This is a genomic window from Enterobacter sp. RHBSTW-00175, assembly GCF_013927005.1.
Lineage (GTDB): Bacteria > Pseudomonadota > Gammaproteobacteria > Enterobacterales > Enterobacteriaceae > Enterobacter.
Genome location: NZ_CP055930.1, coordinates 2,068,798 through 2,081,065, shown reverse-complemented (window position 1 = coordinate 2,081,065; position 12,268 = coordinate 2,068,798). Strand labels below are relative to the sequence as shown.

At 52.3% G+C, this 12,268-nt stretch carries 11 protein-coding genes; 8 read left to right on the top strand and 3 right to left on the bottom strand.

Annotated elements, in window-relative coordinates:
* Positions 1 to 7: 7 nt before the first annotated feature.
* The gene (gene fdnG, locus HV107_RS09800; RefSeq protein ID WP_182063032.1) at positions 8 to 3,058 is read right to left on the bottom strand and encodes a formate dehydrogenase-N subunit alpha; all 3,051 of its coding nucleotides are present in this window, start codon (positions 3,056 to 3,058) and stop codon (positions 8 to 10) included.
* Positions 3,059 to 3,440: 382 nt separating this feature from the next.
* On the opposite strand from fdnG, the gene fdhD reads away from it, so the two are divergent.
* The 7 genes from fdhD (at position 3,441) to HV107_RS09765 (ending at position 10,583) form a co-directional block, all read left to right on the top strand.
* The gene (gene fdhD, locus HV107_RS09795; protein ID WP_182063031.1) at positions 3,441 to 4,277 is read left to right on the top strand and encodes a formate dehydrogenase accessory sulfurtransferase FdhD; all 837 of its coding nucleotides are present in this window, start codon (positions 3,441 to 3,443) and stop codon (positions 4,275 to 4,277) included.
* A 114-nt stretch (positions 4,278 to 4,391) separates the two neighbouring features.
* The gene (locus tag HV107_RS09790) at positions 4,392 to 4,604 is read left to right on the top strand and encodes a DUF1471 domain-containing protein (protein ID WP_023309747.1); all 213 of its coding nucleotides are present in this window, start codon (positions 4,392 to 4,394) and stop codon (positions 4,602 to 4,604) included.
* Positions 4,605 to 5,002: 398 nt separating this feature from the next.
* A complete protein-coding gene (locus tag HV107_RS09785) occupies positions 5,003 to 5,698 on the top strand; it encodes a DUF1120 domain-containing protein (protein ID WP_182063030.1) in 696 nt (231 codons plus the stop codon).
* 402 nt (positions 5,699 to 6,100) lie between these two features.
* On the top strand, positions 6,101 to 6,796 hold the full coding sequence (locus HV107_RS09780; RefSeq protein ID WP_182063029.1) for a DUF1120 domain-containing protein: 696 nt from the start codon (positions 6,101 to 6,103) through the stop codon (positions 6,794 to 6,796).
* Positions 6,797 to 6,871: 75 nt separating this feature from the next.
* Complete coding sequence (locus tag HV107_RS09775) at positions 6,872 to 7,555, top strand: fimbria/pilus chaperone family protein (RefSeq protein WP_182063028.1); 684 nt, start codon at positions 6,872 to 6,874, stop codon at positions 7,553 to 7,555.
* A 20-nt stretch (positions 7,556 to 7,575) separates the two neighbouring features.
* The gene (locus HV107_RS09770; RefSeq protein ID WP_182063027.1) at positions 7,576 to 10,002 is read left to right on the top strand and encodes a fimbrial biogenesis outer membrane usher protein; all 2,427 of its coding nucleotides are present in this window, start codon (positions 7,576 to 7,578) and stop codon (positions 10,000 to 10,002) included.
* A complete protein-coding gene (locus HV107_RS09765; RefSeq protein WP_182063026.1) occupies positions 9,993 to 10,583 on the top strand; it encodes a hypothetical protein in 591 nt (196 codons plus the stop codon). The genes HV107_RS09770 and HV107_RS09765 overlap by 10 nt, the downstream gene beginning before the upstream one ends.
* 37 nt (positions 10,584 to 10,620) lie before the next feature.
* Here the strand turns inward: HV107_RS09765 and HV107_RS09760 are convergent, their stop codons facing one another.
* Complete coding sequence (locus HV107_RS09760) at positions 10,621 to 10,944, bottom strand: AzlD domain-containing protein (protein WP_182063025.1); 324 nt, start codon at positions 10,942 to 10,944, stop codon at positions 10,621 to 10,623.
* The gene (locus HV107_RS09755; RefSeq protein ID WP_182063024.1) at positions 10,944 to 11,603 is read right to left on the bottom strand and encodes an AzlC family ABC transporter permease; all 660 of its coding nucleotides are present in this window, start codon (positions 11,601 to 11,603) and stop codon (positions 10,944 to 10,946) included. The genes HV107_RS09760 and HV107_RS09755 overlap by 1 nt, the downstream gene beginning before the upstream one ends.
* A gap of 101 nt (positions 11,604 to 11,704) precedes the next feature.
* Here HV107_RS09755 and HV107_RS09750 point away from each other — a divergent pair, with 101 nt between their 5' ends.
* Positions 11,705 to 12,253 carry a helix-turn-helix domain-containing protein gene (locus tag HV107_RS09750; RefSeq protein WP_182063023.1) on the top strand — a complete coding sequence of 183 codons (549 nt, stop codon included), beginning with the start codon at positions 11,705 to 11,707 and terminating at the stop codon, positions 12,251 to 12,253.
* Positions 12,254 to 12,268 lie beyond the last annotated feature (15 nt).

The following is a 12,268-nucleotide window of genomic DNA, read 5'->3' as shown; positions in this document are numbered from 1 at the left end:
GTCTCCGTTACACCTTTTCCACGTTCACGAGGAAGGCCTTAAACTCCGGCGTCTGCGTGTTCGCATCACCGACGAACGGCGTCAGGGTGTTAGCAATAAACCCTTTCTTCGCCACGCCCTCGTAACCCCAGTGGATAGGAATACCAATGGTGTCCACCTGCTGACCGTGAACGTTCAGCGTGCGAATACGCTTGGTCACCACTGCCTTGGCCTTGATATAGCCGCGGTTAGAGGAGACTTTCACGGTATCGCCGTGGGCAATGCCGAGCTTGTTCGCCAGCTTCTCGCCGATCTCTACAAACTGTTCCGGCTGCGCGATGGCGTTAAGCAGCGCGTGCTTGGTCCAGTAGTGGAAGTGCTCGGTCAGACGATAGGTTGTACCCACATACGGGAACTTGTCTTTTTTACCCAGCGCTTCGAGATCGCCCTTGAAGATACGGGCTGCCGGGTTAGAGACCACGTTCGGGTGCAGCGGGTTGGTACCCAGCGGCGTTTCAAACGGTTCGTAGTGTTCCGGGAACGGCCCTTCCGCCATCTTATCGATAGCAAACAAGCGTCCCATCCCTTCAGGCTGCATGATAAACGGCCCGACATCGCTGCCTGGTGCGGCAGTGCTGTAGTCCGGAATATCCACGCCGCCCCATTTCGCGCCGTCCCATTTCAGCAACTGACGCTTCGGATCCCACGGATTCCCCTGCGGGTCTGCGGAGGCGCGGTTGTACAGAATGCGGCGGTTAAGCGGCCATGCCCATGCCCAACCCAGCGTATTGCCCAGACCCGAAGGGTCGGCGTTATCGCGGTTGGCCATCTGGTTGCCTTTCGGCGTCCAGCTTCCGGCGAAGATCCAGCAACCGCTGGACGTCGTGCCGTCATCGCGCAGGTGCGCAAAGGTGCTGAGCTGTTCACCTTTCTTCGCCAGAACGGCACCGGTAGCCGGGTCGATAACATCCGCCAGCGCCTTACCGTTGCTCTCCATCGCCACTTCTTCCGGCGCTGGATTTTCTGGCGTCGAGTAGTTCCAGGACATATTCAGAACCGGTTCCGGGTTCGCGCCGCCTTCTGCTGCGTACATCTTACGCAGGCGCAAGAAGATGCCGGCCAGGATCTCACCGTCGTTCATGGCAAGCCCTGGGGCGTCTGCGCCTTTCCAGTGCCACTGCAACCAGCGCCCGGAGTTAACAATAGAGCCGTTCTCTTCCGCGAAACAGGTCGATGGCAGTCGGAACACCTCGGTCTGAATTTTCGATGGATCGACATCGTTCGATTCACCGTGGTTCTGCCAGAAGGTCGAGGTTTCGGTATTGAGCGGGTCAATTGTTACCAGGAACTTCAGTTTTGACAGGGATGCCACAACCTTGTTCTTGTTCGGGAACGAGGCAACCGGGTTAAAGCCCTGGCACAGATAGCCGTTGACCTTGCCCTGGTTCATCATCTCGAAGTACTGGAGAACGTCGTAACCTTTGTCCCACTTCGGCAGCCAGTCAAAGCCCCAGCCGTTTTCAGCCGTTGCTTTGTCGCCGAAGAACGCTTTCATCATCGAGACGAAGAACTTCGGATAGTTGCCCCAGTAGTTTACCTGGCCTTCAAGCAGCGGTTTAGGCGTGCTGGCCGTCAGGTAGGTTTGCAGGTCAGTCTGTTTCTCGCTTGGCAGGTTCATATATCCCGGCAGGCTTTGAGACAGAAGGCCGAGGTCGGTCAGACCCTGAATGTTGGAGTGACCGCGCAGGGCGTTTACGCCACCGCCTGCCATCCCCATGTTGCCAAGCAGCAGCTGAACCATCGCCATGGTACGGATGTTCTGCGCACCGATGGAGTGTTGCGTCCAGCCGAGTGCATACAGGAACGACGCGGTTTTATCTTTCGCGCTGGTTTCGGCGATAAGCTCACAGACTTTCAGGAAGTCCGCCTTCGGCGTACCACAGATATTTTCAACTACATCCGGCGTGTAGCGGGAAACGTGCTCTTTCAGCAGGTTCCACACGCAGCGCGGGTGTTGCAGGGTGGTGTCGCGCTTCGCAAAGCCTTTCTCATCCAGCTCGTAGTTCCAGCTGGTTTTGTCGTACTTGCGTTTTTCGGCGTTATAACCGCTGAACAGGCCATCTTCGAAGTGATAATCCTCACGCACGATCAGGCTGGCGTTGGTATAGGCTTCGGTGTATTCGCGGTTGTATTTTTCGTTAGTCATCAGGTACAGCAATACGCCTGACAGGAATGTGATGTCAGTACCTGAACGAATAGGGGTGTAGAAATCCGCCACTGACGCAGTACGCGTAAAGCGGGGATCGATAACAATCAATTTTGCGCCGTTGTGAATTTTGGCTTCCATCGCCCAGCGGAACCCGACAGGGTGCGCTTCAGCGGCGTTACCGCCCATCACCACGATGAGGTTGGCGTTCTTGATGTCGACCCAGTGGTTGGTCATCGCACCGCGACCAAATGTTGGAGCAAGACTTGCTACCGTTGGTCCGTGTCAGACACGCGCCTGGTTGTCGACCGCGAGCATTCCGAGTGCACGCGTAAATTTCTGGGTTAAATAACCGGTTTCGTTACTGGAAGCAGAGGCACACAGCATCCCGGTGGAGAGCCAGCGGTTCACCGTTACGCCATCGGCGTTCTTGTCGATGAAGTTGGCATCGCGGTCTTCTTTAATCAGTTTCGCGATGCGGTCAAACGCATCATCCCAGCTGATTTGTTGCCATTTGTCGGAGCCTGGAGCGCGGTACTCGGGGAATTTCAGGCGGCTTTCTGAGTGGATAAAGTCCACCAGACCTGCGCCTTTCGGACACAGCGCACCACGGTTGACCGGATGATCCGGATCGCCTTCGATGTGGAAGATAGACGCTTTGGCGTTTTTCGCACCGTCGCCGAGGCTATACATCAACAGCCCGCAACCGACAGAGCAGTACGTACAGGTATTACGGGTTTCACGGGTGCGCAGCAGTTTGTACTGCCGCGTTTCCGCCAGCGCTACGCCGGGTGCAAAGCCCAGTGCCGCTGCCGTGGTGCCTGCCATACCGCCAGCGCAGATCTTAAAGAACTGCCTTCTGCTGACCTGCATGGGTCACTCCTTGTTTCGACATTGCTTACATATAGAGTCTTAACTTCGCGGTCGTTTTTTGCCCGCAAAGAAGAAAATTTGTGTTAATCCCTCAATTCCACGAGGGATATCATCAGAATACCACATTGTCGGTAAGCCTGTTTGAACTGCGTTAATACAAAGTGAACGTATTATCACTGCATTGATTATAAAGTGTGATATCAATCACGTTATCAACCTCTCATGTTAAAGGGGTGTATCATGGCTGCAGTTGCACCCCTCCGGAATGAGTAGGTAAACTTGATGAGGATGGGTGCTGAAAAGTTGATCCATACTATGCGTAAGGTCTGCCGTTTATGTTGCAATAGCAGACCTGCCTCTGTGGTTGTTCAGGAATACCGTTGTGTCTAAACAAAACCGTGCTACCCACGCGTCGCCACTGCCTGCGGGCATTGTGGAACTGTCGGTACACAGACCGCCCCATATTACCCGCGCCACTCCCGATTTTCTGGCGGAGGAAGTCCCTGTTGCCCTGGTCTACAACGGTATCTCGCACGTTGTGATGATGGCCACGCCCAAAGATCTCGACCTGTTTGCCATCGGCTTTTCCCTTTCGGAAGGCATCATTGAGCACCCGCAAGATATCTACGGCATGGACGTGGTTCAGGCCTGTAATGGCCTTGAAGTGCAAATTGAGCTCTCCAGTCGCCGCTTTATGGGGCTGAAAGAGCGCCGTCGCGCGCTGGCCGGGCGCACGGGCTGCGGAGTCTGTGGCGTTGAGCAACTTAACGATATTGGCAAACCAATAGCCCCGCTGCCGTTTACCCAGACATTTAACCTGGCGCACCTCGACAGCGCGCTTGAGCATTTGAACGATGTTCAGCCCATTGGCCAGCTGAGCGGTTGTACACACGCCGCAGCCTGGGTGCTGCCATCAGGTGAAATTGCTGGTGGGCATGAGGATGTGGGTCGCCATGTGGCGCTGGATAAACTGCTGGGCCGCAGAGCGCGTGAGAACGCTATCTGGCAACAGGGTGCTGCGCTGGTGTCCAGCCGGGCCAGCTATGAGATGGTGCAGAAGTCGGCGATGTGTGGCATTGAAATTCTGTTCGCGGTGTCAGCGGCGACCACGCTGGCTGTGGAAGTGGCAGAGCGCTGCAACCTGACGCTGGTCGGATTCTGTAAGCCGGGAAGGGCGACGATTTATACTCATCCTCAGCGTTTAATTATTAATCAGTAATTTTGAATGATATTAGCAAATCCTTCCGCTTTTAGTTGTTCATGATGAGGTCTAGTATTTATCTCATCAAGGCACGGTGCCTTACCTAAACAACTTAATGAAAGGGTTTAAATCATGAAAAGCATCAAAACTTTTGTCGCTGTAATTGCTCTGGCTACTTCTTTCGGTTCTTTCGCTGCACAGACTGTCACCGCAACCGCCTCAACCATTGACGGCGCAGAAGCGAAAATCGCAGCTCAGGCTCAGGAAGCAGGCGCGTCATCTTACAAAATTACTCAGGCATTCTCTGGTAACCGCGTACACATGACGGCAGAACTGACCAAATAAGATATGTTGCCACTGTCCCTTGCTCTTCGGAGCGGGGACAGGTGTGAATACAAATAATCCCTATACTCGCTTGCAAAGGCTTTCCCGCTACGCCTCCCTTCTTTGTTGTCACCCTCTGTTTTACACACGTCGTTGAATAACTCGCTTAAATAATACGGCTAACCAGTTTTACGATAGCATTATTTTTATCAATGTTTTAAAGCTGATAAAGCGAACTGTATCCTTTTTATATTCACTCGTTAAATAATTGGTCCTGATTATTTATGAATTTCTCAGGCGCAAATCCTAAATACGTTCCAGGTAATTGATAGAGGTTATTGATACTGGTATTTTTGTCTCCTTCAGTCAAGTGTCGGTATTTGGCTTCGTTTTGTATTTCACCTAAATAAGGAAATTGAATGAACGCATTTATTAAAAAAGGAATGCTGGTTACAGCGTTAGCGATGTCGGTTAATACAGCTATGGCTGCACAAAGCATTGATATTAAAGTAACAGGTAAAATTATTCCGTCTTCCTGCACACCTGCGTTTCCAAGCGGTGGCGGTATCGCTGACTTCGGCACGATGAAAGTGGCCTCTCTTAACTCAACCAGCTCGACCCCACTTCCGGACAGGAAGGAAATCCCTGTTTCCATTACCTGTGAAGAAGCCACCCGCGTTGCGGTGAAGTTTACCGATGCGCGTGATGCCTCCTCTCCAACTGAGTCTGTGTCTTTTTATAGCTTTGCTGGCTCCCCGCAGTATGCCTTCGGACTGGGAACTTATAACAGTAAAAACATTGGTGCTTATGGCTTAGGTATATCACGTGCTGAGGGTGCAAACACCAATGGTAATGGTGAATCACTTAATCCCATATTGAGTTCAGATGGTGGTGAAACCTGGTTTCGCAGTGGCACCGATTTTATGGGAATTTCGAGTGATAATGATGAAATTTATGGTTTTACAAAGGATCTCTCTAGTGGCGATCTTTCCGCTGAAAGCAAAATCAACTTTAAGGTATTTGTCGAAGCCACTATTAACCCAACCAACGATTTAAATGTCACGGATGAGGTGACGCTGGACGGTTTAACCAACGTTGAGCTGGTTTACCTCTAATTAACATCCTTATCACTGTTCACTGCTCCTCAGTTAAGGGGAGCAGTATTAATCAAGATTAACAAACAAATTAAGCCATTCTAAAAAATGCTCCTCTATTGCTCTTTTTTTCATCACCTCCGATCCACACTCATCGTTAAATAACTCTCCTCAATGGTTCGGCTGACCGATTTTTCGGTAACATTATTTTCATCAATGTTTTTAAGCTCCTGAAGAGAATGGTCTCTACTATATATTCATAAAGCAAATGATTGATCCTAATTATTAAGGAAATTCTCAGGCGTAAATCCTAAATGCGATTAAGGCTATTGATAGGGGTTATCTATGCTGCTATTTTTCTCTTCCTCAGCCAAATATCGATATCTGGCTTGGTTGTGTATTTCATCTAAATAAGGAAATTGAATGAACGCATTAATTAAAAAAGGAACGCTGGTGACGGTGCTGGCATTGTCGGTTAATACCGCTATGGCTGCACAAAGCATTGATATTAAAGTCACGGGGAAAATTATCCCGTCTTCCTGCACACCTGCGTTTCCGAGCGGTGGCGGTATCGCTGACTTCGGTACAATGAAAGTGGCCTCTCTCAACGCGACCAGCGTGACGCCGCTGACGGAAAGGAAAGACATTCCTGTTTCCATTACCTGTGAAGAAGCCACCCGCGTTGCGGTGAAGTTTACCGATGCGCGTGACGCCTCCTCCCCAACGGCAGCCGTTCCATTTTATAGCTTTAGTGGCGCCCCGCAGTTTGCCTTTGGTCTGGGAACCTATAACAGCAAAAATATTGGTTCTTATGCATTAGGTATATCGCGCGCACAAGGTGCCAGCACTAACGGCAACGGTGAATCACTTTATCCCATGTTAAGTGCAGATAGTGGTGAAAACTGGGACACGAGAGGCACTGACTTTATGCAAATTGCCAGTGATAACCGTGAAATTTATGGTTTTACGAAGGATCTCTCGAATCGCGTGCTTTCCGCTGAAAGCAAAATCAACTTTAAAGTCACTGTTGAGGCCTCTATCAATCCAACCAACGATTTAAATGTCACGGATGAAGTGACCCTGGACGGTTTAACCAACGTTGAGCTGGTTTACCTTTAATTATTATCAGGATGATAATTCTTTGCTCCCCAGGTTAAGGGGAGCAGTATCCCTCAATATTAACGGACTAATATTATGATTATTTCTAAAAAAACGTTGCTCTGTGTTTTTCTTTTATCTTCGCTGAAGACGTTTGCTGCCGGTATGGTGCCAGACACTTCACTGCTGCTCATTAAAGAAGACGAACGCGGCGCGAGCATGGATGTGAAAAATACCGACGATTCTGCTCAGCTTCTTTATACCCGTATTGTCGATTTACCGGACGATCCAAAACCGGGTGTGATTGTTACTCAGCCGGTAGTGCGTGTAAATGCCGGTAAAACTCAGCGTGTGCGTTTTGTCTTAAAAGATAGTGCGGAAAAATTAAAAACTGAACACTTAAAACGTGTCATTTTTTCCACCATTCCGCAGCGAGAGCAGAATAAAGTTAAAATGGTTTTCAGCCAGAACCTGCCTGTCATTATTCACCCGGCAGGTCTCGAAGTGAATATGGAACCGTGGAAAGATCTGCACTGGCAAATTAAAGGCGGTAGCCTGACGGTGGTAAACGATACACCGTATGTGGTACGTATGGAACAAAACGCAAAGCTATTACCGTCCGGAACACAGGTAAAATTTGATAAAAGTTATATTCTTCCCGGTCAGACGATGAAAGCGACGTCGGGGAGCACAATATCAGGACAGGATAACAAGGTGGAAATTTACCCCGCCACCCGTTTTGGCTATAAAGCCAGTTCTTACATTGCAGAATTAAAATAATAATACCAGACGGAGTGGCCATGATACTTTCCTCCTGTAAATCAGGTGCGCTGGTATTTTTCCTGAGCGCGGTAGCGTTCAGCATTCGCGCAGAAATACTTCCCACTGCATTGCCCTCGATGGAGTTGGCAAGGGCGTTATTCGATACCGATGCGCTAAAAGAGAGTGGCCTCGATCCGGCAATTGCTGACTATTATGCCGTCGCACCGCGATTTATGCCGGGCTATCATAATGTCACCGTCATCATTAACGGTAAAAAGCGCGGCATTATGCCCGTGAAATTTAATGATGAGGGTTTTCCTTGTATTGATGGCGAATTCCTGGAAAGTGCCGGGTTATATAAAAAACTCAAACGTGAAACTTGCCCCTTAATTCATCAGTACTGGAAAAATGCGACCGTGGTCACCTCCCCGGACGTTGAGGAAATTTCACTGGTTGTGCCGCCAGAGGCCGTTAACCCGGAAAGTGATCGCCAGGTGGCTGACGTACGCGGCGGACGCGCGGCGATGCTGAACTACTCCATGTTTGGCACCCATTACGACTTTGATGATGATAAATCCGATCGCTTTCAGTCTTCGTTTGAGTTCGGTTTTAACGCGGGCGACTGGATTGTGCGCAGTTCGCAGTTTATCAGCGACGGCAGCGGCATGCCGTTCGAGAGCGAATCGCTGTACACCTATGCTCAGCGCACCTTTACCGACTACGGTGTGATGGTCCAGGGAGGGCAAATTAACATCGCTAACAGCCGCTTCAGTATGCCGGGCATTTATGGCGTACAGATGATGCCAGATAACGCCCTCCAGTCGGATTATCGCAGCGGCATTGAGGTCAGTGGTATTGCCCGTAACGCCCAGGCACGCGTGGATATTCGCCAGGGCGGACAGCTGGTTTTCTCCACGCTGGTACCCGCCGGGCCGTTCACCTTAAGTGATGTGCCGATTGCCAACCTGAACACAGATTTAAACGTCACGGTGACGGAAACCGACGGCAGCGAAAGTCATTTTACGGTTGCAGCCAGCACCTTTCGCAGCAACCACGTTGGCCGCGCGCCGGGATTTTCGCTTGCTGTCGGACGTGCAGATAATATGGAGACGAACTTTACGCAGCCATGGATTGTCGCCGCGTCAAACGGTTGGTCTATCAATAACCGCATGAATTTTCTCGCTGGCATGGTGATGGCGGATAACCACTATTACGGTTTCTCAGCCAACGTTGACACCGTGCCGATGCAGCATATGTATGCCTCGCTGGGTTTTCTCGGCTCGATTGATAACTTTTCGCAGACCGATGGCAATAAAACCACGCTGGATATCGGCTACTCATTGCCGTATGGACTCGGCCTGTCGCTTGGCGGGAGCTACGGTACGCCGAAGTACCGTGAAATGCAGGAACTGTACAGCGACGACGATTACTCAACCACGAAATACGACACCAGCGTTGGCGTGAGCTGGTCGAATACGATGCTGGGCCGTTTCACACTGAGCTACTACAACAACCAGACCTGGAACAGCGAATACGATAGCCGTCGTATTATTTCGTCATGGTCCCAGTCGTTTCGCTCTTTCAGCGTCAGCGTCAACTGGGAATCAGACATCAGCCACGGCGATAAGAGCACCAGCGATAGCGACATGTTTTATGTGAATGTGTCCGTGCCGCTGGGCCGTTCCGGCGTGTCTACCAACAGCTGGTACCGGGAAAATGAGGGCAAAGCCTCTTATGGGACCCGTGCAATGGGTTCACTTAACAACGAAAACACCTACACGGTGGGCGTCTCTCAGGATCACGATGATAACGTGACAAATTGGGACAGTTCGCTGAGCAGTAACCTGCACTACACCTCGCTCGCGGTGGGGTTGGGCGGTGACAATGAAAGCAACCGTAACGCCTCCGTAGCGCTGAGCGGTGGCATTGTCGCGCATGGTGATGGCGTCACCTTCTCACCTTATCCGGTGACGGATACCTATGCGGTCGTGGCGCTGGATAAACCTGTTGCCGGCGTGGCGATCGGCACCCCTCGCGGTGATGTCTGGACGGACAAATGGGGCAGAGCAGTCGTCCCCGCTCTGACGCCGTTCAGTGAAAGCAAGGTGGAAATCGATACGCAAAGTCTGCCGGGCAACCTGGACGTCAGCAATGGCCACGCGTCGCTGAAGGCCTCTCACGGGGCGTTTGCACACTGGAAGTTTTCTACGCTGAGCCAGCGGCGCGTGCTGCTGAACATCACCCGTGCGGACGGCACCCCGTTACCGAAAGGTGTTTCTGTCGTGGATGGCAAAGGAGAGTACATCACCTCAGCACCGGAAGACGGCATCATCTTCCTGAATGATATTTCCGCCAGCCAGACGCTCTATGCGAAGCAGGATAATGGCCGCTGCAGGCTGAGTTTCACGTTACCGGAAGCGGACCCCACTCAATTCTACGAGGAGATAAACGGAAAATGTCTCTGATGATTTATCGCACCTGTTTACTGCTGTTGGCCTGTGCCGCAATGGCTCATGCCCCCACCGTCCTGGCAGAAGAGGCGTGTCAGGTCGTTTCTTCGGTGAAGAATGTTAACAATGGCCTCCTGCGTCGGGAGACGATGCGCAAGGTCAGTACGGATATTGCCGGCAAACATTACCGGGGTTACGCCTCGTCAGAGCGTGAGATCCAGGTGTCGGTGATCTGCCCTGATGCGCGTAAGATCCGCCTTGAGGTGGATGGGCCAACCCGTGGAAATCACGCCTATCGCTTTAGCGAAAACGGTGCGCTGAAAATTACGGCGAAAGAGGCCCGTATGGACAATAGCGCCGTACAGCTGGCAGCCATGCCGCGCGGTTCAGGGCTGGTTACCGCTGGCGCGGCAGAGGTTACGCTACCACCGGATATGTCTCTTGTCGCGGTGAACGGCAGCGAGGTGGCGGGCAAACAGCTGGTTGTTACGCTCTCCGTGGTCACCTATCTCAACGATAACGCATTTAAGACGGGCGATGCGGCGGAGCTCGAAGAAATGCTAACGGTAAATTACGATACCCTCGCGGCGCAGTAAGCGCCGCCTTGCCCGACGGTCGCGTGCTGTCGGGCTTTTACTGTATTCCTGCCAGACGCAGCAGCGCCGTCACGACCGCCGCCGCCACGATTACCACAATTAACGGCATTTTTCGCCAGGCTAAAAACACCGCAAACGCCACGCCCAGCACCCGCGCCATTCCGGCGAAGTGTTCCCCTTCATAAAACGTGGTCGCCAGCGCCACGGAGAACAGCAATACCGTTGCCGCGTCAGAAAGCAGCGCCTGTGAACGCTCAGAAAGCGCCAGTCGGTTCCCAAGTTTCGCCCCGCCAAGACGCATCAGATACGTCCCTGCCGATAAGATGGCGATACCCAGAATAAAGAATGTCATGTTTCCCATTATTTTTTCCTCGCCGCCAGGCCCAGTAAAGAAAGAAGAACCGGTAAACCGACCGGGGCAAATGGCACGGCGGCCAGCGACAACATGGCGCCGCTACAGGCGCGGATAAGCGTGGTGCGGTTTTTAAATGCCGGAACCACCAGCGCCAGTAAAATGGCAGGGAACACGGCATCCAGTCCGATGGTTTCCGGGGCGGGTAAGAGCTTGCCAACCACTGCCCCCAGTAACGCGCCGAGCGGCCAGATGAGCGCCACGCCAAGACCGCATAACCAGTAGGCGGCTTTTCGCTGTTCAGGCGTTTTTTGCGACAGGCCAAAGACCACACTTTCATCGTTCATGATGTGGCAGCCGAGCAGGCTGAGGCCGCGCTTACCCACCAGTTCACGCACTGTTACGCCGAACGGGACATGACGCGCGTTGACCAGTAAGCCCGCAGCGGCAGCCGCCAGCGGATTACCGCCGCTCGCCACAATGCCGATAAACATAAATTCAGACGCGCCCGCCAGCACGGTGATAGACAGCACAAACGGCACCCAGACCGGGAAACCATACGCCATCGCCAGCGAGCCATAGGACATCCCGACTACGCCCACCGCCAGGCACACCAGGATGATTGCTTTTATCGTGTCGCCCTTAAGGCAGGAGAGGTGATGCTTCATACAATTTTAGCCATATCGAACGTATTTCCATTATAATGAACGCATCAATATCGTTTTTCAAGATGAACGATTCGTTCGATTTATAGAACAGAGGCCGTTATATGACGCAGCCAATTAGCGTGATCGCCAAAAGTCTGGTGCGAGAACGCCTGCGAACCGGGCTTTCACTGGCGGAAATTGCCCGCCGTGCCGGGATCGCCAAGTCCACGCTTTCGCAGCTGGAATCCGGCAACGGTAACCCAAGCCTGGAGACGCTCTGGTCGCTTTGTGTTGCGCTGGGTATTCCGTTTGCCCGCTTGCTGGAGCCGCAGCAGCCCACCACGCAGGTTATTCGCCGTGGTGAAGGCACCAAAGTGATTGCTGAACAGGCAAACTATCAGGCGATTTTGCTGGCCGGGTGCCCGCCGGGTGCCCGTCGGGATGTCTATTTGCTGCTGACGCAGCCGGGTGCGGATCGTATTTCCCAGCCGCATCCGCCGGGCTCGGTTGAGCATATTATTGTGACGCAAGGCCGGGCGCTGGTTGGCCTGACGGATGCGCCAGAGGAGTTGGGGCCAGGGGATTACATTTGCTATCCCGCCGATCTGCCGCATATTTTTAAGGCGCTGGAGCCGGATACCCATGCGTTGCTGGTTGCGGAACAAAACTAACGAAGTTACGGAAAA